This is a genomic window from Acidimicrobiia bacterium, assembly GCA_040289475.1.
Lineage (GTDB): Bacteria > Actinomycetota > Acidimicrobiia > ATN3 > PSLF01 > PSLF01.
In genome coordinates this window covers 81378-106799 of record PSLF01000001.1, presented here as the reverse complement: position 1 = coordinate 106799, position 25422 = coordinate 81378, and the positions used below count along the sequence as shown (strand labels likewise).

Here is a 25422-nt window from a genome sequence, read left to right as displayed (position 1 = left end):
TCTAGCTCTCAGAGATCGACTCAATCCACAACTGGTAAGCGAGGATGACCCACGCCGTTTTTGCGATGTGGTGAGAGGAGGAACGCTCGGAGGATGTCTTTGGGAGGCGTTGAAAACGCTGCACAAGTTTCAATACCTCTGGAGTGTTCCAATACCCTTGGTCATCGAGGCGCTTGGGATCGGCAAGGTAGCGCCCCAATTCGCTGCGAGCGAAATGTGCAAGCCAGGTACTCAACGGAACACCAAATCCCTGCTTTTTTCTGGCGACTGTGTTCCGCGGGAGAATCTGCGTTGCGATAGCCCGCAAGGCGGGTTTGGACGAACGGGCATAGACAATATTTCTGAGCACCGCTAAGGCGCTCATTCCTCTTCTGGCCGCTACGGCACCAGCCGCCGTTTGGAACAGGCAGTGGTCGAGATAAGGGACCCGCGCCTCGAGGCCGTGGGCCATCGTAGCAGAGTCCACCTTGTGGAGGAGGCCGTCGGCAAGGTAACCGCAGACATCCGCCGCCATCAGTGCCGCCAGCTCCTCCCAGGAAAGCAAGTATCTCTCCTGAAAGTCTTCACCGGTAGCACGGACCCATTGAGGATCTAGATCACCCCGCCTCCTTCTTTCCATAAGTGAAGGCCACATCTGTGGCGTGGCAACGGGCCAAGATGCAAGCTCGGGAGAGAGCAAGCGGCGCCTCTCGACCGATGTCGATATCTCGTCGTATACGCGGCTGGCCCCTAGGAGATCTTCTGCGAGTATGGCCGAGATTTTCGATGCGCGGCGCTCCCCTATCAAGTAAGGAATCGTTTTCTGGATCACTCCCTGGATGGGGAGAGGTGCTGCCATTAGGGGGCGGAGAAAGAAAAAGGCGCGATATTTCTCATACCCGCCGAAAAGTTCGTCACCTCCCTCTCCAGTAAGAACAACCTTCACGTACTGGCGAGCCAGCTTCGCGATGGCGTAGGTGGGAATGGCTGCTTCGTCACCTATCGGCTCCCCGTACTTCGCCGCAAGATCTAACAGATCATCGACGGTCGGAGGGCCAGTTTCCAATGCTATGTGCTCGAGTCCGAGATACTCCGCGACTTCAGCCGCAGCATCCCGTTCGTCAAAGTCGTATTTCTCTCCGGTCGAATTACCTGCAAATCCGAGCGTGAACGCCACAATTTCCTGTTGCGATTGGCGCGCCGCGAGCGCTGCAATCACCGAAGAGTCGAGGCCGCCAGAGACAAAGACACCTATCGGAACATCGGCAACGGTGTGCGCGGCAACCGACTCTTCTACGGCATCGAGCAAATCGCTGTCTGAGACACTTCTAGGTTCGAAGTAGAGTGAGGGTTCCCACCATCGGCGTGTGAAAAGCCGTTTTCCGTCGCACTCCAACACTGTGGCAGCTGGAAGTTTCTTTACGTCTTTGTAAGGAGTGAGAGGAGCTGGGAAATACCCCAGCGAGAGATAAGTGGGAAGGAGTGCGGGCTCTGGCTTCAGAGAAACGAATGGGGCCAGTGCCGATGGCTCGGATGCAAAGGCAATTCCACCCGAGTCGAGCTCTGCGTAATAGAGGGGTTTTATGCCGAAACGGTCTCTTGCCAACACCAGCCGCGAGCCGTCGTAAATAGCGATCGCGAACATCCCCCTGAGTCTCTCAACAAAACTGGTACCGTGCTCCTCGTAGAGGTGGGGAATGACCTCCGAGTCCGAGTCCGAGGCGAAGCTGTGTCCTCTTCCCTCAAGCTCTTTCCTCAGCTCCTTGTAGTTGTAGATCTCGCCATTGAATACGGCGACAACATCTCGTTTCTCAGAGAAAACAGGCTGCTTGCCGCCTTCTAAATCGATGATGGCGAGCCTTCTGTTTCCCAAGGCAATTTTTGGAGTGCTACGCCCCCTCGTCGAGTAGCGACCTTCGTCGTCAGGACCCCGATGAGCTATGACCCTGAGCATCTTGGATAAGGTCTGGGATGGGCTGCTAGGTAGACGAGAAGTGAGAAACCCTGCTATGCCACACATCTAGAGTTTGCCTATCTGAGCCTCGTTGGGCCTAGGCACAAAACAATTCAAAGACTCCCTTACTGGCTTTCTCGCGAGAAGATAAAGCGATGTGGGGCTGGCCGTGTCCACGAACTCGATAAACAATCCCGCGCGTCGGATTCGCGAGTAGAGCACCCTCTCAATGTGGTAGCGAGCCGGAACCCCTTTTTTTTGAATAAGCAGCTTTAGGTAAGGACTCACGTACTGCAACAGCCTTTTGGGTCCCCTCGGACCTTTCTCTGTTATGAGCCCGCGCCTGTGAGCTACGAGCACCATAAGGCCGCCTTTTCGAAGAACCCGTTCAATCTCAGCCAAAGTCCTTCTTTCGTCAGTGGAGTGGTGTAGTCCCAGTCGACAGTAGACCACGTCGAAAACCTCGTCTTTGAATGGAGCCGCCACTAAGTCGGAGATGGCAAATGCGATCTTGTTTTGGCGAGGATTACCGCTGACATATTTTCGGGCTAAGTCCAAAAATCTTTTGGACCGATCGGTCCAGACGACCTTCGCTGCGCCTGCTTCTGCGAACAGCCTCGTCCAAGTCCCTGGGCCTGCTGCAAGATCGAGGACATACTTGCCGACGAGCTTCATAGGAATCCTTGACAACTCGGCCCGGTAGTTCCTTGACTCTGCGAGAGCATACTCGGCCAAGGCGTAATCTTCGATGTCTGCTGGTCTCATGCTTGATACCTTCCGGCTTCGGGTTGGTCCCACTCCTCGGCAGTTCGGAGGCATTTCGAAATGATCCTCTCCAACCCCTCGATTTCCGCCTCTATGCTGAACACTTCTTCTATCCGGCGCTGCGCGGCGAGCCCCATTCTCTTGCGAGATTCCTTGTCGGAAGCCAAACTGTCGAGAGCTGCTGCCAGTGCGTGCGGGTTTTTCGGTTCCACGAGAATCCCGGTTTCTCCGTCCACTATCACCTCGGATGCGCCCCCTGCTGTCGTTGCTATTGCAGGTTTTGCAAGGGCGCCGGCTTCCAGCAAAACATTGGGCATTCCCTCATGTACCGAGGAAAGAATCACCGCGTCAGAGGCAGCCAACAACTCCGCCCCTGGATGGTAAAAGTCGATCAAAAGAACGCGTTCTAGGTCCGCTGCGGCCTTAGCCACGATTTCCTTATACTTACGCTCGGTGGGAAGCTGGGCAGAGCCAGCGAGGACGAGGTAAGCATCGGCCCGATTCGAAAGAGAACTGAGACGGAAGCCTTCCACGGCGGTCAATTGATCTTTCAGGGGATCGAACCTTGCTGGACAACACAGTACAAAAGAGGAAGGCGGAATCCCGAGGCTACTTAAAACCTCGGACCGATCCTTGCTGACCGAGGCCCGCACTGCTTTGGCATCCACGCCGTTGGGGAGTATGTTGATGCGGCCGGGTGGCATTCCCCGCTTAGCCGCCGATGAGGCAGTGGCTTTGGAGTTACAGAGCACGACCTCTCCGGCGACCAAGGGCTCTGTCTTCCTCTGGGGGAAGCTTCGAGGGTGAGTCGTCCTCACGTTCGAGACCAAGGGTGCTCCGCTGAGGCGGGCTGCAAGCCCTCCCCAGAAATTACCGGCGAACAAGTAGGTGGATATACACTGCGGGTTTTTCATCTTACGAGCCAAGCGAATCGGCAAAGTAATGTCGTAGCGAGACTTGCGCCTTGCTGACCAGAGCACATCTTGTCGAATCAATGACGGAATGTACTTGGCCGACTCCAACGGAAGATCGCGAAGCACGATCACTCGCACACTGCGCCCCCGCTCGCGAAGACACCTTGCTACCTCGATGACGTGTGACTCTGTACCACCTGGGCCGGCAGTCGGAAGTAGCATAAAAAACGAACCTTCTCGATGCCGAAGGCGAGGGCGCAACGGGACTGCAGCGACGAGGAGCACGAGCGGCACGAAGACTTCTCTGAGCCTGAATGAGGTGCCCAAGTTAGCCTGTGTTAATCCGTAGAAAAAAAGCACGACTGTTGGAAACGACAACAACGTGAGAGCGTGGGCGAAGTGGCGCCGAGCAATTCTCCAAGCTCCCAGCAGACCAAGTACCACCATCGCATACCATAAAAGTTGAGCGGGAAAGACGAACGCTCTCGAGGCTCCAGCAAAGTGGGAGAGAGCTCCCTGGGGGGTTTCCCATGGGTAGGGTCTAAGGACTACGGCAAGAGCGGCTTTAGGTAAACGTGCGAGTAAGCGACGTAGTCGAGATTCAGGTGAGGTAGAACTTTCTCTTGGCGACGAGGCTTCACCCCGAGACTTCCCCGATGGAGAACCGGGTTTAGCCTTGGCATCCGGCACATCTTTGTTCCCCAGTTCTTGTGTTGCTGTCGGCTCTGGAGAAGCGGGGGAGATCTGCGTACCCCCTTTGGTCTCCATCTGAACCCGTTGTTCCAGAAAAGCGGGGTCGAGACTGTGAAAGACGTCCTTTCCAAGAAAGCCATAACCAGAGGCCCATAGAGCCGTCGAAGCTACTACCAAGACCGTTGCCACACGTGGAATGGATGATGCGAAACGCTTTGAAAGTCCACCAGTAAAAGAAGATTTATCCGAATGCCATCTGAGAGCGAAAGCTCCTACAAGCGAGGTACCAGCTGCGACGAACGCTAGATGCTCTCTAATTGAAAGAAGAACGAACCACGCCACCCACAAAAGGGGAACCCAGCGCAGCCATAAACGCCGAGGCTCTGTGGACAGCAGAGCGATCATACCTAAACTCAGAAGGACCAAAGCTGATACAGCGGCTTCTTTCAGAGCTGTCGCGGACCAGAAAATCGATGTCGGGAAAAAGACGTATGCGATACCAGCGCGGCGCCCTGCCCTGCGACCCGCGAGCTTTGAGCCGGCCCACCAAAGCGCGACAATTGCCAGCGCTCCACAGAGTGCTGTGGCGCCACGTAGTGCGGCTAAGGTACCGTTTGGACCTGTGACAGCTGCTAACGGCGACAATAGGTAGGCAAAACCATCGTCGGAGAAGCGGCGAAGCCCGTCGGGTCCAGCCATCGATGCGATTTGGGATGGCAGGGCGGGGTAGTGCTTGCCGAAGATAAGCGATGCCGCCTCGAGTGTAATCTTTGCGTACTGAGCTTCGTCCGGAAAGATCGGAGAGCTCGGGCCTCCAGCGAGCACCGACACGACTAAAAGGCCGGCATTTCTAACCAGGAGAGCACAGCCAAAGAGTCGAAAGGCCGTGTACTCTCCGGTCCCCAGCCTAAACAGGAGAATCCCGATTCCTACGGCTGCTGCAGCTGGTACTAGACCCCAGGATCCAACCGCTACTAGCCCCATAGCCACAGCGGTTACTAGCAGTGTAGTGCCGATGGGATCTCGGCGTGGCAGCTGCCGTGTCCACGCCGTGGTCGGTTCTGAATTTGGGGTACCTTTTTTTTTCTCCGGTTCAGCCCAGTCTGAGGCATTTTCAATGCCCTGAGCGGCACTAGTTGTATATCGCTCTCTCACTACAGTTCGCTTTCTTGTCCACGCCAATAGGAGTATTCTCGGAATAATTGAATTTCTACTCGATCAAGCGCATTCTCGTTCCGATTGGCTTATTAGTAATTTGGCTTATTAGTAATAGAGTTCAACATTGGGCGAGAGCCCATACACGCCGAGGGCCGGGAGTGAAGAGTTGACCGATCCTGAACTTGAGAGAATCATTGACGAAAGCTATATCTCAAATCTTTCGGCTTGCACAACAGACGAGGTTCGCAGGAGAAAGGCCGAGGCCAGTGCAGAAGAAGCCGCCCTCTCGTACGCACGTCGCATTCTCCAAGGCAAGATTGACTTGTTGATGGCCGAACTTGCCAGTCGGCGAGGGGGAGCTAGCCATGAATTGTCCGACACGGTTTCCGACATCGCCCAAGCTTTGGAGCCTAAGCGCCGCCGGGAGTTCCGAGGGCGTTTCCCAGCCTTTGTAGAGCCGCCTGACTCCGAGGTGGTCCGCCACGTCGAGCAGATCGCTGCCGATCCAGTGTTCACCTTCCTGGAACAGACCTCCGAAGACGAGCTCGCCTGGATTGCGGGGCGGCTCAAGGACGAAGAACGACGCATCTCCGATCTTCGAAGCCGCGTTCATGCACAGATTGACGCGCTGGAGGCCGAGTTGGTGCGGCGTTACGCCTCCGGCGAAGCATCGGTCGAGGAGGTGCTGGAGCCTTACGTAGGTGACGGTCGCTAAACGCTTTTCTATTTACCTCTACTCGGGAAGGTCCTGAGGTACGAGTCTTCCAGCTACCAGATACCAGACGAGAGTCGGTACATCAGCGAACTTCTGAAAGTGATTACGGAATTGAGATCTCGGTAGCACACTTTTCAATCTCACCTCCTCTAGCAAGCATGTTGTGATAAAGATCACTTCATAGCGCTTGCAAGTGTTTATCAGATGTGCTAGCATGCTAACTATGCCGGAGAGGATGACAAACAGAATGCGAGATCTTGGAGAGTTTATACGGGAGCAGAGGCGGCAGGCTCAGCTATCGCTCAGGAAACTATCCGAACAAGCGGGGATTTCCAACCCGTACTTGTCTCAGATAGAGCGTGGGCTTCGAAAGCCTTCGGCGGAGATCCTACAGGCGATAGCTAAAGCACTGCGTATCTCGGCCGAGACGCTGTACGTGCGAGCCGGGATTCTCGATGCCGAGTCCTCTGACTCGGACGTCGTCTCTGCGATTCTCCGGGACAAGTCGATAACCGAGGGTCAAAAACAGACTCTCATTGAGGTGTATCACTCTCTCCGTCTTGTTAACTCCCGCTCTTTTCGTGAAAGGTTTGAGGGAGCGGGGTCGAGAGACGCAATCGACCTAGAATCTGAAAAGAGTCAGGCGATTAGCGATGACGGTCTTTCCGGCGATAAGCCGTCTGCGGGCTTTTACTCCGTAGAGGGCGAGCGAGGCGAAAGCATCGCCCGAAAAGGCCTGGACGAGGGTATAGCTACCGATGGTGAGGCCCCTACACAAGGCGACCGAGAGGTGGCAGTCTAAGGCAAGCTGGATCGTGACAACAGGAGGTGAGCGAGGTGAGTACTGCACGGGAAAGGTTCGAGAAGATTGTCTACGCAGCCATAGGCGCAGGAGACAGCTGGGTAGAGACTGCATCCGAGCTGATCAGCGATCCCGACAAGCGAGAAAAGCGCCTCGAGACGCTGGCCAAGCGAGGGAAGAAACGCTTTAGCTCGCTAGAGAAGAACGTAGAAAAGAGGCGGCAGAAAATTCGCAAAGAGATAGAGAACCGCCTCTCCCAAGAGCGTCTCGAAAAGATCGTTGGTCAGGCGAGAGAAGCGTTGGAGCCTATCGCAGAGAGGCTCGGTGTTGCGGGTCGTTTGGGATCTCAAAACGGAGCGATCTCGCAGTCGGCGGATAAATCCTCGAAGTCGCAGGCGAAAGAGGAAAAAGTTGCAAATAAAGCGTCGGAGGCGAGCAGCAAAGCAGCTTCTTAGGAGTAGAGCGTTGTTGGCGGTTGCTGTTTCGCCCCGGCGCTCCGTTCTCATCTGACCGTCCTAGTGCTTCCAGAGCCGGTTGAATAGGGACAAACGGCAGCACTTCAGGGCTTACCGAACACCCCGGACCGTGGTGAGCGGCCGGGGTGTTTTTTCGGGCGGCGGCTTTGTTTTCCGGTTATGGATTGGCGGGTGAATTGCCGTTTCTGTACCGATATGTCGACCCGTTAGCCTAGGTGCATGCTTCGGGTGAAGAAAAGCTTGGAAGATCAGCTGCTGTTAGACGCATGGAACGAGCTCGCTTCTGTAGATCTCGGGCCCTTCGTACGCCCCGAGTGGGCCCGAGTTTGGCGCAGGCACTTTGGTGATAGCTCCGAATTATTGGTAATGACTGCTATGGACAACCTCGAAGGAAGGCCATGGGGGATATGGGCTCTCGAGCTGTTCGATAATGGAACGATCGAGCAGCTCGGTGGCCGAGAGGTAACTGACTATTCAGCTCCAGCGGTTCGCAAAAACGACGTAGAGCGTTTCGCTCGAGAGCTTGCCGAGTATCTCTACTTATCGAGGACTTCTTGTCGAAAGGGACACCTCGAGGCGGTCCCAGCCAATTTCGGGTTTTCCGACACACTAGCCGATGAGCTGCTTTCGATGGGTGCCAAGGTGAGGATCTACTTCGAAGAGGTGTGTCCTGTATTAGAACTTCCGGGCAGCTACGCCGAATACTTGGCAAGTCTGACATCCAAGCACCGGCACGAGCTCCGGCGGAAGATCCGCCGGTTCGAGGCCGAGGTGGGAAAAGCTTCCGTGGAAGTGGCTACGCAAGACTCCTTAGAAAAGGATTTGGAGGACTTCTTTTACTGGCACAGAAACTCGAGGGGACCAAAAGGCGGCTTCTTGGACTCCGGATACGAGGCCTTTTTTCGCGACATCGCCAGCACTGCCATGGAGAAAAACTGGCTGCGTCTGACGTTTCTGAAAGCAGGCGCAAAGAGGTACTCGGCGTGTTTTGGGTTTGAGCTGGCGGACAGCTATTTTCTGTACAACTCGGCGCACGACCCCGACGCCACGAAGCTATCCCCGGGAATCGTGCACATAGCATCTTTAATCCAAAAAGGAATCGAGAGAGGGCTCAGAAGGTTTGATTTTCTGCAGGGTGCAGAACGCTACAAGATAGAGCTCGGCGGGAAGGCTCGAATGCTCGCTACACTCGACTTCTCGTGGGAGTGATTGTTTTGGCGCCCTTTAGGGTTTAGTGCAGTGAAAAAAGACAGCTTGAAGCCATGTCCTGCCTCTCGGGGTATCTCTGGGTATTAGGAGCGCGTGCCGAGTGAGCGAAGCCCAGCCAGTGCTCAGAGTGGCAGCGATAAGCTATCACACCTGCCCTCTAGAACCCCCGGGTACGGGAGATTCAGGGGGGCTCAACGTCTTCGTTCTCAGCCTGGCTCAGGCTTTGGCGAGGCGAGGGGCGAGGGTGGACATCTACACTCGAAAGTCAGTATCTGAAGCTGCTCACGTCGTTATCGCGGGCCCGGGCGTGAGAGTCATTCACGTTGAAGCAGGTCCCCCAAGATCCCTTAGCAAAATCGAGCTCGCTTCTTATCGGTGGGAATTCGCCGAGGGAGTGGCAAGGTACGCCGAGCGATGCTTTTTACCCTACGACGTGGTCCACTCCCACTACTGGATGTCGGGCCCAGCGGCTCTGAGACTGGCTTTGCCTTCCGGCGCAGCACACTTCCACACTTTTCACACTCTTCAAGTTGCCAAGGAGATGGCGGGAGCCTCCAGCGGGTCAGCCCTGGCGTTGGAGAGACGCAAACTAGAGGCAGAGCTGGTGACCCGTGCAGACTTGCTGACAGCTTCTACCCGGTACGAAGCCGATATCCTGAAAGATGCTTACGGAGCTTCGGAAGCTAAGATAGCGATACTCCCGCCCGGCTACGACCCGGCAGTGTTCGATCCGCATGGCAGTGGGCGGCGTTCTAGTTTTTCAATGACATCTCCAGCCCTTGACCGCTTGTTGAATACGAGCTCGCCGCTAGTGGTCGCGGCTGGCAGAATTCAACCCCTCAAAGGTTTCGAGTTGGCAGTCGAGGCCGTAGATCGGATGCGGTCGCTATACCCCTACCTCGCGAACACGGGATTTGTGATATGCGGAGGGCCCTCTGGAGAAGATGGCGACAAAGAACTCCAGAGGCTCCAGGCGGCGATCTCTTCGACTAGAGATCCTTCCCGAACACTGCTTGCTGGTCCGGTAGGAAGGAGAGAGCTGGCAGACATTCTGCGCCGGGCCGATACGCTGCTCGTGACCTCGAAAACAGAGTCATTCGGGATGATCGCTCTCGAGGCTCTGGCGTGTGGCACACCTGTCGTCGCCACCGACTCTGGTGGAGTAAGCGAAATTGTCGACAATGGAGTGACTGGAGTTGTGATTTCCTCTAGGGAGCCTGAAGCATTGGCACGGGCTCTCGGTGAACTGCTTTCATCTCCCCAGAGGCTGCGGAAAATGGGGAGAGAAGCGGCCCGATCGGTGGGACATCTCACATGGGACAGAGTGGCGGAGGCGTTTTTGAACACCTATTTAGAGATCAGCGATAGCGCTTCGGCAGGCGGTCTGCTGTGAGCTTCGTTCACGGGAAGTATGTTCTGTTGCGGCCAGTCGAAGACTCCGACCTGCCCCTCTTCTACTGTTGGATGAACGACCCCGAGATTGCATGGTGGATGGATTACGACCGCCCCTTCTCGAGGCGGGACATAGAAGAGGACATTGCCAAGGCACGAGAAGAAGGACTCCCATTTACCATAGTTTTTGAAGACAAGCCCATCGGGAGGATCGGTCTCAACAGATTCAGGCAACGCGACCAGGTCGCCGCGATATATATGTTCATTGGAGAGCCGGGTTACCGAGGGAGGGGACTAGGAGCCGACTCGATGCTCGCGCTACTGAACTTCGCTTTTCGGTTTCGGGGCCTGCGGATGGTCGATTTATGGGTCCTCTCGGACAACGATGCTGCAATTAGAACCTATAAAGCGGTTGGCTTTCGTGAAGAGGGTCGCCTGCGCGAGCGTTCCTGGAAGTATGACCGATGGATGGATCACACGTGGATGTCGATAACCAGAGAGGAGTTTGAAGAGCTTCCAGCCAGTCGAGAGCTTCCCAGGCCGGATTATTGGACGGTCGGTCACAACGAGCACCAACCACGATAGTGGTTCGCTTGTGGTGACTGGTATTTCGGGCTGTACCAGCAGAGGGGTCCAGTGCGCAAGACTTTTTTACCGGAGCTAAAAGACAAGGCGCGCCAAGTTGTCTTCGAGTATTTGAAGGCGCGCCTAGAAGACTCGGAGGAAGTAGTAGCCGTCGAGTCGGACGGGCCGGATCGCTACATGATCCGCATTGCCGGACGCACCAAGGATTTTCTCACTATCTGGTTTGAGGTCGGAGATCGGACTCTCTCATACGAGTGCTACTTTATGCCGGACCCGCAGGAGAACCACGAGGCGCTTTACCGTTACCTCCTACTCAAGAACAGCGAAATGTACCTATGTCGGTTTTCACTCGCCTCGGATCACGATGTCTTCATTACGGGGCAGATACCCATTGAAGCAGTTTCCGAAGAAGAAGTCGACAGGATCGTGGGCTCGATATACCACTACACGGAAGCCTTCTTTAGGCCGGCCCTTCACACTGGTTTTGCCTCTTATTTCAAGCGCAAAAATCGGGGTCGGGAAGGCGAAACGGGACAAGAATAGTTCGGTTGCACACGTTTGTATCCGGATAAGTGAATTTTATTTCTTTTGAGTTGTGTAGCTTGTCGATACGATTGACAGCGTTAATTCCGATAGGTAAGGGCGTGGTGGTAGATCCTTCCCTTTGGAATAAGTTCCCGGGCGGCCTGGGCGGGATGCGGCTGTGTTTGGGGAAATGCGCCGAGACACTTCCAGGACGCCCGGGCATTTATTTTTTAGTTCTTGACCACTAAATCCTTCTAATGTCGCGGCGTATAGCTCACTAGTTTCGAGTTCTCCGAGTTCCGAGACTAGAGAGGTAAAGCGCCGAAGCCAGGACTACGATGGCGGCTCCTGGGGGTACATCGACTCTGAGCGCTCCCAGAGTGCCTACTGCAGCTGTCGATGCGCCCAGCAGCGAGGCAGCTCCCAGGGTTCTGGCAAAGCCTGACACGGCGTTCTGTGCGGTTGCAGCCGGTAGGACGAGGAGAGCTGAGATTAGCAAGATCCCCACAGCTGGCATTCCTGCTACGACCACTGCTGCCGTGGAAAGGGAAATCAACATTCCATAGCGGCGGGGAGATACACCCGAGGCCTGGGCAAGCTCGTCGTCGATCGAAATCATTACCAGGGGCCGATAGAAAAAAACGGTGACGAGCGTAGCCGCAAAAAGAACGAGTGCCATAGTGACAAGCTCCCAGTTGGAGACCGTCAAAAGTGAGCCAAAAAGGACTCCAAGGACCCTTGAGTTATATCTCTTGCCAGCAGCTAACACCACGACTGCGAGAGCTATCGAGGAATAAAACACAAAAGCGATTGCCAAGTCGGAGCGGCCAGCAGACTTCCATCTCACGATTTCGACTACAGCGGCGCCTGCGAGCGCCACGACGAGTGCCACTGGCAAGGGGGAAACTCCAATGAGCGGAGCAATTGCCACTCCCGCAAAGGCCAAGTGCCCCAGTCCGTCGCCTACCAGTGCCATTCCTCTTCTTACTAGAAAGGTACCGACGAGGGGGGCTGTGGCACCTACCATGACCGCTGCAAGTACCGCTCTCTGGCTAAAAGTCATATTTTTACGCTCCTGGCTTTGAACTCCGCAGCGGTGACGTCTGTCAGACAGCTCTATGGTCGAGACTTTTCATGTTTCGGCGCTTCGGATTTCCTTAAATAGTGAGAGGTACTCAGTGGGGAGCGTGTGGTGTTTATGGTCGGTTCCCTCGTGTTGGGGTGGAGCTCCGTCGTATAGAACTTTTTCAGCCAAAATCACGAGCCTATCTACTAGTCCTTCGAATGGACCGTACTCGTGCACGACCACAACGACGGTCATTTCACCGCTTCCCAAAAGATCCGTTAACAAACGCCGGAACTCCATCTGGGAGGGCAGGTCGATGCCTGCAATTGGTTCGTCTAGAAAGAGCAAGTCGGGATGGGAAGCTAGTGCACGCGCAAGAAAGACGCGCTGCTGCATACCGCCGGACAGCTCGCCCACTCGTCGCCGTTCGACTTCTGCGAGCCCACATGCCTCGATAGTTGCGTGCACCGACTCGTGAAGGTACTTAGAGAGCTTTCGCCACAGGCCAGCTTTTGGCCACGCTCCGCTCAGAACCACCTCTCGCACCGTGCCCGGAAAGTCATACGCAATTTTGGGTCTCTGGGGTACGTAGCCAATGCGCACAAGACCCCTAGGGTCTCCTGCTTCCATGCCCAAAACCCGAATTTTGCCCGCGCGTGGTTTGACAAGGCCCAGACATGCTCTCAGAAACGTTGTTTTTCCTCCGCCGTTAGGGCCGGAGATCGCCACCAACTCACCTTTTGTCACGCAGAGGTTTATATCCTCTAGGACGGCGTGTGGCCCGTAAGCAACTTCTAATCCGGAAACCTCAAGGACCAGTGAGTCTGGGTGAGAGTCACTCATTTCACCCTGGCTGATTCCTGGCATCCCAGTGCGTTTGCGATCTTCTGAAGATTCGACCGCATCCTTGAATCGTAGTCGCGATCTGGGTCCGGAACCTCGATGGGATCGAGTATCTCTACGACAGTCCCAGACTCCCTAGCCACTTGCTCCATAATCGCTCGTCCGGACTCCGGGTCCGAGAAAACTGCCTTGGCACCTGAGTTTCTCGCCGCCTCTATGGCGGCGCTCACCTGTGAGGGCTTGGGTTCGACCTCTGGATCAGAGCCGGTAACCGGAACCTCTTCCAAGCCGTATCTATTGGCGAGCGCTTTAAAGGCAGAGTGATACACGACCAACTTTCTAGAGCGACAGCTGTGAAGAGTCAGAGAAAAAGCGGTGTTGAGCGAGTCGAGTGAAGATTTAGCCGTTTCAAACCGTTCCTTGAAATAATCCGCATTTTCTGGCGAAGCTGCTGATAGAGATTTGGAGATGTACTCTGCGGCGGACACTTGAGCTAACGGATCGAGCCAGAAGTGGACTTGTCCAGCGGAAAGAGAGCTATGCAGTATCGGCGGGCGCGTTTTCCCTGGAGGTTCGGTAGGCGACATCCCACTACTCCCGACTACGACGTGGCTCTCCGCCAAGAAGTCAGCAATCCGCAGTATTCGCTCGTTAGGAAATTGTCGAGCGCTTAGCGCCTCTTCTACCGCTGGCTGCACCCCGCTTCCAACGAGAATCACCAAGTCGGTTTCTCCGAGTTGAGCTACTGCCGCCGGATTTAGCTCGGCATCGTGAATATCGGAGGATGGAGCGAGTAGCTGGATTGTGCGAACACGGTCTCCACCTACGTTGCGTACTAGCCATTCCACTGGAAAGGCCGACACTGCAACCGTGAGTTGCGAATTCGTCGACGCACTCCCAGACAGCTTTTCCTGCCTACTGCAGCCAACTATCCCAAGCATGCAGGCTAACAACAACACCGGGGTCCTCCGTATTTGCACTACTTCCTCCTCGGATCCGTTCTCTCACGACCATCAGCCTGCCTTCGTCGCTGTCTTTCCTCGCGGGTGCCGCTTTCTAGCTGTCTTTTCTTTACTGCATTCAGCGCTCGCTTCCACCGACTTCTGAGCCGGTCAAGCTCCGCTCGGGCGTCGGTGATTGCCTGATCGGCCGCTTCTGGTCCCGGCAAGAAGCTTGCGAGATCGGCGACCGACTCGGCCGCCGCACCCTCCATCACAATCTTCAAGGCTGCTGCCGTTACCCACTCATCCTCGGAGGCGAACTCACCGTCTCGTAGGGCGGTATCCGCCAAACGCACCGCCATTCCTTTTTCTCCCGCAGAGTAAAGGAGTCCAGCTGCGTAAAGGAGGTTTAGGTCTGGAGTGTCGACAATGCGGCGGTAATGGGAGACCGCATTCTTGAGAGCCTTGAGGTTTCCTTTCAAGAACTCGAGTTCGCATAGAAGATAAGCTGCTCTTGAAGGATCGGTGCCCGAATCCGCCGCCTCTTCAATCCAAGCAGCGGCTTCGTTAGGGCGTTCCTGCTCGAGGCAGAGCTCCGCTAACTCGAATGCGGCCTCCGGTCCCGCGCCCAGAAAGATAGCCTCGTCTATGGCGCAGCGGGCCCATTCCAAAACTTTTCCTGTAGCAACCTCCTCTAACTCGCTGTCGTCGGTCGAGAGGAGTGCCCGGGCCAGCTGCAGCCGATGCCGTGGAGAAGTGGGGTCCCGGCGCACCAGCTCTAAAGCAGCCTCCACTGACATCTCTGCTTCTTCCAAGGACGACGAAGGCCTGCGGGCCGATTCAATCAGACGTCGCAACGCTCCGGCGACACCCATTTTTTGCTGTCGGGGAGGGGGCCAACGAAATTCCTCGGTCACCTCCGCTTTCAAAGCTTCGAACGCTGCTATTGCCTGATCGAGAGGAACTCTCAACCGGTAAAGGTTATCTTCGGTCGCGCCTTCGGGATCGAGTCGGACGTCGATTCCTGCCACTTCGAATTTGTCGGCAAGCTGCCTGGCCGTTTGCTCGGCTAAGTATCGACTTATAGTTACCCAGGAGAGCTCTTCGGACAACACCACCTCTCGTCTATGTCGCTGGCAAGTTCTAGGATCGAAACAGACCCGATTGCACGCGGCAGCCCAGATTACTCGCGCGCCGTAGAAAGGAAGAGTTCCTTGCCTATTCTGAAGTGTCAATGCTAGTAACCCGGATTGCCCACGACTGCAAGATTGCTAAGAGGGCACAGGCCAAACGTTCGGCGTTGCAAGCAAATGCGCTATGGCTAGGCGTCCACTCCTATTACCTGTGGCGGTTTGCGAGCTGGGTGCTCGTATTTTTGGTTATTGCTGGTTGCTCTCAGGCGCCCTCGGTGTCCTCCAAGCCGTCTCCTTCTACCACGGATGGAGGTTCTTTGTCGTCTTCGGCGCCTCCGCAAACGAACTCGAGCGGCGCAAATACGTCGCCCGCTTCTGACGAGTACGTGGTCGTGCGGGCGATCGATGGAGATACGATCGACGTGCGGGCGGCTGGTGGAGGGGCAATTATCCGAGTTCGCCTCATCGGCATAGATACCCCGGAGACAAAAGATCCTCGGCGGCCTGTGGAGTGCTTTGGGGAGGAGGCTGCCAAGTTCACTTCCCGACTTGTTGGAAAGCTAGTCAGGCTCGAGTTCGACGTAGAGCGGGTGGACCGCTATGGAAGGACACTTGCTTATGTTTACCTGTCGGATGGCACGTTCTTCAACCTTCTTCTCGTGGAAGAAGGTTATGCATTGCCTTATACAGTGCCCCCAAACGTTCGTCATGCCGACCAGTTTGTCGAAGCCGCAAGAAGAGCTCGGGAGGCAGGAAAGGGGTTGTGGGGAAAATGCTAAAAGCTACAGTGCGCACCGGTCTTGACATCTTTTGTCCCAGCGACTAGAGTCTGGCCACTTGTGAAGGAATCACATACCAGTTCAACTCAGAAAGCCAGCAGCTGCATAATTGGCCGTTGCATTGGGCCAAGTGCTGTTTTGGCCCTTTTTCTCATTTTTATAGCGCCGCCCCAGGGAGCGAGTGCTGTTGTTATGAGGCCACCAGTAGCGCCCATCGCTCAGACGTCGAGAGGTTCCAGATTCGACGACCTCCATCGCCAGCAGATGGAAAAACAAGCGGAGCTGGAAGCTGAAAAAAAGAGCGAGGCCGAGCTGGATGCTGCGCTTGCCGATCTTGACTCCAAGCTGGCCGCTACGCGAGCGAGACTCGCCGAAGCCACCAATCGCCACCGAGAGTTGGCTAACCAGGTCGAGGCAGTAGCGCGCCGCATGGCTGTGACCGAGCAGCGGGCTAGGTCGATGGCGTTTGTGGCCAAGTCAAGAATTGTGGAGGTCTACAAGCATCCCGATGGCGGGATGGCCCAAGCAGTCTTGCTTGCAGATTCTGTGGGTGAAGCCGCGCGACGTTCGGGGTTGGTCGTCAGAGTTACCAGGGCAGACAGAGGTCGTATAGAGGAATTTTTGTCTCTCAACAAGGACCTCGCTGAGGACAAAACGGTTCTAGATGATCTCACTGCGGAGGCGGCTAGGGTAGAGGCAGAGATCGAAGCCGAAGAGGCGCATCTCGAGGAAACACAGCTTCGGATTGCGGCAAATAAAGCAGAGAAAGAGCGACGGATAGAAGAACTCATTGCCGAGGTCGATTCTCTCCAGAAAGAGCAGGCCAAGATCCAGGCAATGCTATCTCCTACAAAAGGGCCAGTAGGCTCGGTTCCCGTGGAGGGAAAGGGGCGTTTCGGGTGGCCTGTGTCTGGTCCTGTGACCTCTGGATTTGGCCAGCGCTGCGGCTCGTCGGGATGCAGGATGCACAATGGAATCGACATATCCGCGCCGGTTGGAACCCCAGTTGGAGCGTCTGCAGCTGGAACGGTCGTTGCTGCTGGTGATCAAGGAGCGTACGGTCTCACGGTAATAATCGACCACGGCGATGGATTCGCGACGCTCTATGCTCACCTCTCTGCTATCTCGGTGTCTTCAGGCCAGCGTGTTGCGAGGGGCAGTGTACTTGGCGCTGTAGGGACGACAGGAAACTCGACAGGTCCACACTTGCACTTCGAGATCCGCTATGGAGGCTCTCCGGTAGATCCCGCAGCATACTTGTAATGTCGCGAACACCGTCTACCTATGGGACTCTTGTGGAGCGGGTGCTTACAACTACGGCATTTTCGAGGGTTCGAGGCATTCGGCTGTGTTGGCCGCTTTGAATATTGCTAGTTATGAAGAGAGTGGTATACCAGGCGCCACATCTCCTCCTACTGCGCCCGGCAGCCACTGGTAGATTGGTTTCTCTACTGCTATAGGCTTGTTAGAGGCGAGTACCAGCCCCATTTTCTTTCCCTGGGGAGCAACGGCGTTAGCCTTGAACGATCCTCGTCCATTGGCAGGAATCCGGAAGTTTCTTACGAAAGGAGTACCTCCGCCCGAGTCGTAGAAGTAAAACGTGACCGTGGCGGGGTCAGGATTGGGATTTCCGATGGTGATCCATGTTTCCGTAAACAAACGCGTGTCAACGTTGGGGAGCGCCCAGTATTTGGACGTGGAAGCCATGCCTGCTGCGTTGTGTCCGTCTCTCCATCCGATGTAATCGAAGTAAATAGGACGCTCTACTGCAATGGGAATATCAGAGAAAACCTCGAGGGCTACGCTGTGGCCAGGCACATCTGCATTCGCAAATCTCGTGAAGCGGGAGTGTGGCCCGATCACGACACTACGTTCTACCGCTGCCCCTGTATCCAGTAGATAACGAATACGCACATTTGCGGGAGTCGCGGGGCTAGGGTTCTGAACCGTGATCCATTCTTCGAATCCCGGCCCTGTGTACCCCTCGGCCAGATAAAAGTGAGTACCCGGCGCATCGATGCCCGCGCCCACGTGTCCTCCCGTGAAGACACCCAATCCAAATAGCGATGCGTAGCTGAAGTACATGGGTCGCTCAGCCAAGAAAGGTATGCCGTTGGTCGACCGAACTTTGGTCGATACCTCAGTACTACCTACGAGGGGCCGAATTTCGAGAGTCCTTCTGGTGTTCGCAGGTACGCTCATCGTGTAAACCTGAGTAGAACCATCTGGTCGCATGAAGGTAATCTCCAGATCGGTCTCGGAAGAGTTTGGGTTTGCGAACGTAAGCCATTCTTCGAAGCCCGGCCCTGTGTACCCCTCGGGAAACAGGTACGACAGCCTAGGGCCTTGTAGACCCGTAGATTGCGTGCTGCCATCGATTCCTGCCAGGCGGTAGTTGAACAACATTCGTCTTTCAGTAACCACTGGCCTGTCGGACGCTACATGTGCTCCGACGTCAACACCTCGTCCCACTATCGCTGCAGCGTCGATGGTTCTAGAGGCTTTAGGAGGAGCGGAAAACGTCCGGGCAACGGGCCCGGTCGGGGTAAATAAGGTGAGTGTTACGGTGGCAGTTCCGTCAGTGGGGTTGAAGATCTCGTAGAGAGTGTCAAACCCCGCTCCAGTGAATCCTTCGGCAAAGTAGCGGTCAGTGGAAGCTGCACTTAGCGCGGGAGCAGGCACTATAGGTGTTTCTGAGGGAGGAGCGGGAGGCGGGAAAAGTATTTCTGGGGGAGGCGAAGGGATTGCATAAAAGTCAACTGTGAACCAGACCGTGCCATCTGACCCGTAGACGATTCCAATCCCGACAAAGTTGAAGGTCGGATTCATGATGTTTTCGCAGTGTGGCTTGCTCGTGAGAAATGCCTTCCCCTCGCTGCCCGGCGGAGGAGACTGCCACGGGCATGGTGGAATCGGAGAGGGCAAGGGATTGCAAGCAGATAAACCTCCGCACTGTATTAGCTGAACAGCTGGATCTCCGAATACGCCCGCTGCAGTCCCTATGTTTTGAGCCGCGCCGGACCAGATAGGATCTACGAGATTCCAGTCCGGTGCATGGTACGGAGATCCGGAGGCTGCCATGTCCTGGGAGTGTTGCCGGGCCACCTGCGCGGCACGGGGCCAGATCGCTAGGGGCGCCAGTCCTGCTGCCTGCCGTTGCTTATTGGTGTAGTCGAGAAGTCGCATCTCGTCGGTGGCTGGGTCGGCTGCGTGGGCCGTCCTCACTTGGGTTGTCAAAAGTGACGCACTGACAACCAAGACTGCCGTTCCTACAGCTATCAGCGCGCGAACCGAACGACGCATGTGGCGGAGTCCTCCGTAGCCGAATGGCACCGAATAACGAATGTCGACTCATCGGGGCGGAGCGGAGCCTGCTTTGCAGCGGGAGCACCCGGGGTTCGAAGCTTCACACGATGCCAGGAAGACACTTCCCGCTCCGCTCACTGGCAAAATTCTTCTGTATATAACTTCGGAGTTAGCAGCTGGATTCTAAAGCGGGCCCACGCCGAAGTTTTCGAGGCTGGCGCCCGGGCGGAGAGATGACCTACATATACAGTTGACTGAATTCATAAGGGCAGCTATGCCCGGAGCCTGCGGGCGGTCTATCAATAGCAATGACAGCCCGCCAGAGCACCACTGCAATTGTGAGTAGAAGCCTGATGACAACTGGGGGACGCAAGATGCGACTAATTCTCGCCGGTGGAGGAAAGATGGGGGAGGCATTCTTAGCGGGACTTTTGCGGTCGCGGACCGTGGAGCCCGAGGCAGTCTTGGTAGTGGAGGTTGACCCAGCGCGCCGAACCTACCTGAACCGTACCTTCTCCGGTATCCAGACAGCAGACAATCTTCCCGAGCGCAAGATTTGCGCAGACTTCGATCTGCTTCTCGTGGCGGTGAAACCGGCAGACCTGCCCGAGATTCTAGATAGTGCCCGGGTGCGCGTGCCTCCGAGTGTTGTGATTCTTTCGATTGCTGCAGGGGTGACGATCTCGTCGATCAAACGTCGCCTAGGAAAGGATTACAAGATTGTTCGCGCCATGCCGAACCTCGGAGCGACTGTTGGTGCGGGGGTTTCAGCGTATGCGGTTGACGAGCATGTGTCCGAGGAAGAAAAAGCGAAGGCCCGACAGGTCCTGGAGGCCATCGGGCCCACGATTGATGTGCCCGAAAACAAACTGGACGCCGTTACTGCCCTGTCTGGATCGGGCCCAGCTTATGTTTTTCTTCTCGCTGAGGCAATGGAGAGCGCCGGAAAAAAACTGGGGCTTTCAAGGGAGGAAACAGCGGTGCTAGTTCCCCACACACTCCTTGGAGCAGGACTGTTGCTGGTAGAGCGGGGAAGTTCGGCGCCTGGCGGCAGATCTGCCAGGGAATGGAGAGAGGCTGTCACTTCTAAAGGGGGAACGACAGAGGCGGCTCTCGAAGTATTACGGAACCGAAACTTCGTAGAAGCGGTAGAAGAAGCCATCGAAGCAGCTGCCAAACGGGCAGCACACCTTGATCCCCTCGCCTCTTCCGAAGCGAAGAATTAAGGTCCGCCCCGGCCAGGAGGAGCTTTTAGCAAGCGGCAGATTTTCTGCCTACCTAGAGCTAGCTTAGACGTATTGATCTTCCTCGTAGTAGACGTCTTCCTCGTAGTACTCCCACTCTTCTACGGACTTAGCCTCCCGGCGGCGGGACCACAAAACGTAACCTAGTATGGCGATAATCACAATGACAGCAATGACGACGATTATCGGCAGGAAGTTCGTCTGCTTCTTGGGCGGCTGAGGGTTTATGACCTCGTAGCTGATTTTCTTGTCGCTGGCAACTCCCCCGGGACCCTCGAAGTGCCCAACCAATTCATAGGAACCCGGCTGGTCGACAAAGCGAATAGTGGGGAGACCGCCAGGTGTCGGTGGAGACACATCTTCGTTGACTTTGGACGTCCCAAAGAAAGTCAATGAGATTTCGAGAGGAGTTGTAAGCTGCAGGGATGTTCCGCCTGGGGCATTTGCCGAAGCTGTTGCCGCACGCAGGTCAAGGCTGTACTCGTACTCCGCTTCTCCTATGCTCTTAACGCGTAGCTTGGCCTTGGCCATGGCGGGTCCCGGATCGCAAGGGGTCGTAGAGGAGATGTTTAGTATGACCACGAGAGTAGCGGTATCTCCTGGGTCGGGGGGACTTTGGTTGACCACACATGCCAAAAGCCCTACTGCGCCAATCCCCACTACTCCTATCTTGACGTTTCCCTCGCCAACCTTGTCGTTGTTGGCACCCTCGGTTCCGGGCGTTACTCTGAATCCTGCGCTGCGCATGTATCCGCCTGCGAGAAGGGGAGATCCCTCTTCTTGATTTATGAGCAAAAGAAGGTCGGAAGATTCTCCCGGACGAGGTTCTCCTTCGCAGGGCGCGCCGGTTTTGAACTGTCCGCCGTCGCAGAATTGAACGTCGAAATTGACGCTGAATGGCTTGGTAGGAGTAGATTGCTGTGCTGCTGCAGGGACATTTGGCAGAGCTAACGAGAATACTGCTGTCACGACCGATACGAGCGTCGCGATCATCGAGCGCTGCATCTTCAGTCGGCTCTGGAACTTCATCGATCTCACGCCGCCACCTCCGTCGGCTTGATTCACGGCCCTACGGCTCGCTACGGTCCGCTTTTGAGCATCAAGAGTTTATACCGATCGGATAGCTGTTGCAGGGCAACGTCTTGGAACGCAACGAGTGTCCCATGTTCTCTTCGATCGCCGTGGTCGTGGCTGCGGTAGCTTTGACCTCGACGCTGGTCGGAGGCTGTGCCACGAAGTCCAAGCAAAGCGAGATCGTTCTGTTGTCGCCGGACGGATTCAAGCTGAGCGCGACGGTGTACGGAGAAGGTCCCAAGGGCATCGTTCTCGCTCACGACGACAAGTCGAACAAGGCTTTTCTAGCTCCTCTTGCCTACTACCTGTCGCAGCACGGGTTCAGGGTCATGACCTTTAACTTCAGGGGATACGAGGGGAGCGAGGGGGTTCCCGACCCTGCGCTAATGGATCGCGACGTTGTGGGAGCCGGGTTGTCTCTGGTCAGAAACTTCGGTGTCCGAGAGGTGAGTTATGTGGGGTTTGGAACGGGCGCCCTCATTGTCGCAAAGGCGGCGACCAGCCCGGACCTCGCTCCTCGCACACTGGTTCTCACGGGGCTTCCGGCATCGTATGGAACTATCGAGGCATCGAAGGTGTTACCCCCTCTGTTTCTTCCAAAACTGTTCATGGTTCCCTCGGGAGACGACTCTTTGATTGAACGGACAAAGGAACTCATGAACTTAGCGCCCAATCCCAAAGAGCTGTACGTTTACCCCGCGAACGAGAACTGGTTCGATCCGAACTCTGCTGTATCGATAGAGGGAAGCGGAATCGCCAAGCTAGTCGATTACTTGCGAAGAGAGGGACGGTGAACCAAGACCGAAACGACCCCGACACCAGGACGGGCTCTTTACTGGGGCATGGGGTCGAAGATAGCGGCTTGCGGTCAGTCGAGGCGGCGGGAAGCGGAAACCGCTTTGATTACATCACGTTTCTTACTGACTATGGACTTGAGGATGAGTTTGTCGGTGTGTGTCGGGGCGTTATCTATGCTATTGCTCCTCACGTCAGGATCATAGATATCTGCCATATGGTTTCGCCCTATGCGGTGAGGTCGGCGGCTCTGATGCTGGTTAGGGCGATCCAGTACATGCCCCCTGCTGTCCACCTAGCGATCGTCGATCCAGGTGTGGGAACAGCACGGCGAGCAATAGCAGTAGAAACCGCAGATGCAGTTTTTGTCGGCCCAGACAATGGAATTTTGTCTCCGGCCGCTCAGATGTTAGGTGGCGCGCTGCGGGCTGTGGAGATCGTTAGCGAACAATTCAGGCTGCCCCAGAGGGGAGGGCTCACTTTTGCAGGAAGAGACGTCTTTGCTCCCGCAGCCGCAGCTCTGGCGCGATCAGCATCGCTAGACGACCTTGGTCCTGAAGTGCCGTTGGAGTCCCTGGTCCCTATGGTGGTTCCGCTTCCCCGTATAGAGAGGGACAAAATTGAGTGCGAGGTTCTCTGGGTCGATCGGTTTGGAAACTGCGAAGTCAACGTGTCCCCCGAAGAGCTCGCTAGCATAGGCGCCGAGCTTGGTAAAGATGTAAAGATAGGCGTTGCGGGATCCGAGTGGATAGCAGTGTGGGCCAAGGCATATGGAGATGTCGAAGCTGGGTCCGTTGCAATACTTGAAGATCACTACGGACTTTTATCTATAGCCGTAGCAGAGGGGAACGCCGCTGGAAAGCTGGGTTTGGAAGAGGGGGTCGCAGTAACGCTGAGGAGGTAAGCGGCGCTTGGGAAGGCGGGTCCTCATTACCGGGGTTGGACGTTTCTTTGGAGTGCGTCTCGCTGCAAGACTGGAAACAGACGACTCCATAGAGGAAATCATCGGAGTAGATCTGGAGCTTCCCGACTACGACTTTGAGCGCGTTGAGCTCGTTCGGGCGGACATCCGGAATCCGCTGTTTTCAAAAGTCCTCCAGGCAGCCGAGGTGGACACGGTCGTGCACCTGAACATCATCCCCTCCGAGGCAGAGAGGGGGCGCACGATGATGAAAGAGATGAACGTAATCGGCTCCATGCAGCTCTTTGCTGCGTGCCAGAAGAGCCGTACACTGCGAAAGCTAGTGGTGAAGTCGACGACTGCTGTGTACGGCTCGGAGCCTGAAGACCCTCTTTTTTTCACCGAAGAGATGGCAGCGAGGCGAAGCCCATCTACTCCATTTTGCAGGGATGCCATAGAGATCGAGACCTACGCGCGAGACTTCGGGCGCCGTCGACCGGACGTAGCGATGACGATTCTCAGGTTTGCTACGATCCTCGGCCCTAAGGTGAACAATCCGTTCAGCAGATATCTTGGCCAGCCGGTGGTGCCCACAGTTCTCGGATTCGATCCTCGAGTACAATTCGTTCACGAAGACGACGTGTTGGAGGTCCTGTACAGGGCCACTGTTGAGGATCATCCCGGAATCTACAATGTCGGTGCGGATGGGCCGATACCCCTCTCTCAGGCCATAAGAAAAGCGGGCCGTGTGGAGCTACCTATTCTTCCCCCGGTGATGCCCATGGCTGCACTGACTCTGAGATGGCTTCCATTTGTCATGGTACCTCCCCAGATCCTTCGCGAGATTGCCTACGGAAACGTTTCCGACACCACGAGGTTGAAAAAGGATTTCGGGTACCAACCCCGGTTTACTTGTCTAGATGCGGTGGCTGACTTCCGAAACAAGAAAAGAGTAGAGCGCTTAGTCAAAGACCAAGACATAAGAGGATGGGAAAAAGACGTGCGAGCCTTCGTCATGCGAAAACAAAAAGATCTGGCTCCTCGCCCGGCCGAGCCATGAGGTACCGCGTTTCTGTTTTACAGGTTGGCGGGGCATCGAGGATGCCGGTATATACACCGTCTTCTTGTCCTTGAGGGAGCCGGGGTGCCTGACGCACAGATAATTTCCATTGACCGTAGAACTCCTGCAGGCAAGTGCGTGGCGATAACAGCAAGAGGACAACGCTGTCGTAATCAAGCGATCGAGGGTTCGAGCTTCTGCAGGATTCATTTTCCCGTCGGGAGAGACCTCGCTCATTCCCAGCACCCTGCAGGCACAGCTCCACAACCGGCAGAAGCGGGTAGATCCGAGGAGTTGCGTTCTTTTCTTCGACGGCGCCTTGTGGGTGACTACTACGTCGACGAGTACGGCTACGACGAAGAGCTCACGCAATTAGTCTTCATGCCCCTTCTGCGCTTTCTCTATGAGAAATGGTGGAGGGTCGAGGTTCGAGGGATAGAGAACGTTCCTGCCAGAGGTCCAGCCATGGTAGTGGCCAACCATTCCGGAACGCTTCCCTGGGACGGAGCCATGATAATAACGGCCATGCAGCTAGAGCACCCGGCTAAGCCTGTCATCCGGTTGCTCGGAGCTGACTTACTCTGGACAGTACCCTTTTTGAGTCACTGGGCGCGGAAGATCGGAAACACGGTAGCCTGCGACGAGAATGCCTTGTTCCTGTTGAGGAGAGGAGAGTTGGTCGGGGTTTTCCCAGAGGGGTTCAAAGGAATCGGCAAGCCGTTCTCGGAGAGGTATCGCCTTCAGCGTTTTGGAAGGGGGGGCTTTGTCGAGGTGGCTATCGCAACCGGAGCTCCGCTCATCCCTTGCGCAATCGTCGGAGCCGAGGAGATCTACCCGATGATCTACGACTTCCAGCCCCTGGCCCGCCTTTTCAACTTGCCATACTTTCCTATCACGCCGTTCTTTCCCCTCTTGGGGCCGCTCGGTTTGGTACCGCTCCCCTCCAAATGGATTATCGAATTCGGTGAACCGATTCCCACTGATGCATACCCACCCGAGGCCAAAGACGACCCCATGACCCTGTTCGAGCTTTCAGACCAAATAAGAGACACAATCCAGCAGATGCTTTATAGGAACCTCATGGCACGGGGAAGCTGGATAGCTTGAAAGCTC

Annotated in this window: 23 protein-coding genes; 14 read left to right on the top strand and 9 right to left on the bottom strand. The window is 55.7% G+C overall.

Annotation, left to right across the window (positions count from 1 at the left end; genetic code table 11):
- Position 1: 1 nt before the first annotated feature.
- Genes asnB through C4318_00475 form a run of 3 tightly spaced genes read right to left on the bottom strand, consistent with a single transcriptional unit; the run spans position 2 to position 5487 of the window.
- A complete protein-coding gene (gene asnB / locus C4318_00485) occupies positions 2–1999 on the bottom strand; it encodes an asparagine synthase (glutamine-hydrolyzing) (protein ID MER3453625.1) in 1998 nt (665 codons plus the stop codon).
- Positions 2000–2752 (bottom strand): hypothetical protein, encoded by a 753-nt coding sequence (locus C4318_00480; protein MER3453624.1) that lies wholly within the window; start codon positions 2750–2752, stop codon positions 2000–2002.
- Positions 2695–5487, bottom strand: a complete 2793-nt coding sequence (locus tag C4318_00475; protein ID MER3453623.1) for a hypothetical protein — start codon at positions 5485–5487, stop codon at positions 2695–2697. Before C4318_00475 ends, C4318_00480 begins: the two co-directional genes overlap by 58 nt.
- 100 nt (positions 5488–5587) lie before the next feature.
- Here C4318_00475 and C4318_00470 point away from each other — a divergent pair, with 100 nt between their 5' ends.
- The 7 genes from C4318_00470 to C4318_00440 all read left to right on the top strand — a co-directional run bounded on the left by C4318_00470 (position 5588) and on the right by C4318_00440 (position 11185).
- Complete coding sequence (locus C4318_00470) at positions 5588–6178, top strand: hypothetical protein (protein ID MER3453622.1); 591 nt, start codon at positions 5588–5590, stop codon at positions 6176–6178.
- 235 nt (positions 6179–6413) lie between these two features.
- Positions 6414–6980 carry a transcriptional regulator gene (locus C4318_00465; protein ID MER3453621.1) on the top strand — a complete coding sequence of 189 codons (567 nt, stop codon included), beginning with the start codon at positions 6414–6416 and terminating at the stop codon, positions 6978–6980.
- Positions 6981–7015: 35 nt separating this feature from the next.
- On the top strand, positions 7016–7435 hold the full coding sequence (locus C4318_00460) for a hypothetical protein (GenBank protein MER3453620.1): 420 nt from the start codon (positions 7016–7018) through the stop codon (positions 7433–7435).
- 240 nt (positions 7436–7675) lie between these two features.
- Complete coding sequence (locus C4318_00455) at positions 7676–8665, top strand: hypothetical protein (GenBank protein ID MER3453619.1); 990 nt, start codon at positions 7676–7678, stop codon at positions 8663–8665.
- A 100-nt stretch (positions 8666–8765) separates the two neighbouring features.
- A complete protein-coding gene (locus tag C4318_00450; protein ID MER3453618.1) occupies positions 8766–10058 on the top strand; it encodes a D-inositol-3-phosphate glycosyltransferase in 1293 nt (430 codons plus the stop codon).
- Positions 10055–10642: a hypothetical protein gene (locus tag C4318_00445; protein MER3453617.1), complete on the top strand. Its 588-nt coding sequence runs from the start codon at positions 10055–10057 to the stop codon at positions 10640–10642. The genes C4318_00450 and C4318_00445 overlap by 4 nt, the downstream gene beginning before the upstream one ends.
- 30 nt (positions 10643–10672) lie before the next feature.
- Positions 10673–11185, top strand: coding sequence for a hypothetical protein (locus C4318_00440; GenBank protein ID MER3453616.1), 513 nt, complete (start codon positions 10673–10675; stop codon positions 11183–11185).
- A gap of 259 nt (positions 11186–11444) precedes the next feature.
- Here C4318_00440 and C4318_00435 read toward each other — a convergent pair whose 3' ends face one another.
- The 4 genes from C4318_00435 to C4318_00420 form a co-directional block, all read right to left on the bottom strand.
- Positions 11445–12230: an ABC transporter gene (locus C4318_00435; protein MER3453615.1), complete on the bottom strand. Its 786-nt coding sequence runs from the start codon at positions 12228–12230 to the stop codon at positions 11445–11447.
- Positions 12231–12299: 69 nt separating this feature from the next.
- Entirely contained in the window at positions 12300–13100 is an 801-nt protein-coding gene (locus C4318_00430) for a hypothetical protein (protein MER3453614.1), read from the bottom strand.
- Entirely contained in the window at positions 13073–14017 is a 945-nt protein-coding gene (locus tag C4318_00425; GenBank protein ID MER3453613.1) for a hypothetical protein, read from the bottom strand. The genes C4318_00430 and C4318_00425 overlap by 28 nt, the downstream gene beginning before the upstream one ends.
- Before the next feature lie 38 nt (positions 14018–14055).
- The gene (locus C4318_00420; GenBank protein ID MER3453612.1) at positions 14056–15129 is read right to left on the bottom strand and encodes a hypothetical protein; all 1074 of its coding nucleotides are present in this window, start codon (positions 15127–15129) and stop codon (positions 14056–14058) included.
- A gap of 122 nt (positions 15130–15251) precedes the next feature.
- Between C4318_00420 and C4318_00415 the strand changes: the two genes are divergently transcribed.
- Together C4318_00415 and C4318_00410 are read left to right on the top strand one after the other, a co-directional pair.
- The gene (locus tag C4318_00415) at positions 15252–15929 is read left to right on the top strand and encodes a hypothetical protein (GenBank protein MER3453611.1); all 678 of its coding nucleotides are present in this window, start codon (positions 15252–15254) and stop codon (positions 15927–15929) included.
- A gap of 192 nt (positions 15930–16121) precedes the next feature.
- The gene (locus C4318_00410; protein MER3453610.1) at positions 16122–17192 is read left to right on the top strand and encodes a hypothetical protein; all 1071 of its coding nucleotides are present in this window, start codon (positions 16122–16124) and stop codon (positions 17190–17192) included.
- A gap of 111 nt (positions 17193–17303) precedes the next feature.
- On the opposite strand, the gene C4318_00405 is transcribed toward C4318_00410, so the two are convergent.
- A complete protein-coding gene (locus tag C4318_00405; protein ID MER3453609.1) occupies positions 17304–19232 on the bottom strand; it encodes a hypothetical protein in 1929 nt (642 codons plus the stop codon).
- 311 nt (positions 19233–19543) lie between these two features.
- On the opposite strand from C4318_00405, the gene C4318_00400 reads away from it, so the two are divergent.
- On the top strand, positions 19544–20461 hold the full coding sequence (locus tag C4318_00400) for a pyrroline-5-carboxylate reductase (GenBank protein MER3453608.1): 918 nt from the start codon (positions 19544–19546) through the stop codon (positions 20459–20461).
- Positions 20462–20524: 63 nt separating this feature from the next.
- Here the strand turns inward: C4318_00400 and C4318_00395 are convergent, their stop codons facing one another.
- Entirely contained in the window at positions 20525–21517 is a 993-nt protein-coding gene (locus C4318_00395; protein ID MER3453607.1) for a hypothetical protein, read from the bottom strand.
- A gap of 125 nt (positions 21518–21642) precedes the next feature.
- Here C4318_00395 and C4318_00390 point away from each other — a divergent pair, with 125 nt between their 5' ends.
- From C4318_00390 to C4318_00375, 4 genes are all read left to right on the top strand, one after another.
- Positions 21643–22347: a hypothetical protein gene (locus tag C4318_00390; GenBank protein ID MER3453606.1), complete on the top strand. Its 705-nt coding sequence runs from the start codon at positions 21643–21645 to the stop codon at positions 22345–22347.
- Complete coding sequence (locus C4318_00385; protein ID MER3453605.1) at positions 22263–23252, top strand: hypothetical protein; 990 nt, start codon at positions 22263–22265, stop codon at positions 23250–23252. Before C4318_00390 ends, C4318_00385 begins: the two co-directional genes overlap by 85 nt.
- A gap of 7 nt (positions 23253–23259) precedes the next feature.
- Complete coding sequence (locus C4318_00380; protein MER3453604.1) at positions 23260–24309, top strand: hypothetical protein; 1050 nt, start codon at positions 23260–23262, stop codon at positions 24307–24309.
- Positions 24310–24690: 381 nt separating this feature from the next.
- Positions 24691–25416: a glycerol acyltransferase gene (locus tag C4318_00375; protein MER3453603.1), complete on the top strand. Its 726-nt coding sequence runs from the start codon at positions 24691–24693 to the stop codon at positions 25414–25416.
- Positions 25417–25422: the final 6 nt, after the last annotated feature.

Coding starts and splice junctions, on each gene's coding strand:
- asnB (MER3453625.1), bottom strand. CDS start 1,999: ATGTGTGGCATAGCAGGGTTTCTCACTTCTCGTCTACCTAGCAGCCCA.
- C4318_00480 (MER3453624.1), bottom strand. CDS start 2,752: ATGCCTCCGAACTGCCGAGGAGTGGGACCAACCCGAAGCCGGAAGGTA.
- C4318_00465 (MER3453621.1), top strand. CDS start 6,414: ATGACAAACAGAATGCGAGATCTTGGAGAGTTTATACGGGAGCAGAGG.
- C4318_00455 (MER3453619.1), top strand. CDS start 7,676: ATGCTTCGGGTGAAGAAAAGCTTGGAAGATCAGCTGCTGTTAGACGCA.
- C4318_00435 (MER3453615.1), bottom strand. CDS start 12,230: ATGACTTTTAGCCAGAGAGCGGTACTTGCAGCGGTCATGGTAGGTGCC.
- C4318_00430 (MER3453614.1), bottom strand. CDS start 13,100: ATGCCAGGAATCAGCCAGGGTGAAATGAGTGACTCTCACCCAGACTCA.
- C4318_00425 (MER3453613.1), bottom strand. CDS start 14,017: ATGCTTGGGATAGTTGGCTGCAGTAGGCAGGAAAAGCTGTCTGGGAGT.
- C4318_00415 (MER3453611.1), top strand. CDS start 15,252: ATGCTAGTAACCCGGATTGCCCACGACTGCAAGATTGCTAAGAGGGCA.
- C4318_00410 (MER3453610.1), top strand. CDS start 16,122: ATGAGGCCACCAGTAGCGCCCATCGCTCAGACGTCGAGAGGTTCCAGA.
- C4318_00405 (MER3453609.1), bottom strand. CDS start 19,232: ATGCGTCGTTCGGTTCGCGCGCTGATAGCTGTAGGAACGGCAGTCTTG.
- C4318_00400 (MER3453608.1), top strand. CDS start 19,544: ATGACAGCCCGCCAGAGCACCACTGCAATTGTGAGTAGAAGCCTGATG.
- C4318_00390 (MER3453606.1), top strand. CDS start 21,643: ATGTTCTCTTCGATCGCCGTGGTCGTGGCTGCGGTAGCTTTGACCTCG.
- C4318_00375 (MER3453603.1), top strand. CDS start 24,691: ATGCCCCTTCTGCGCTTTCTCTATGAGAAATGGTGGAGGGTCGAGGTT.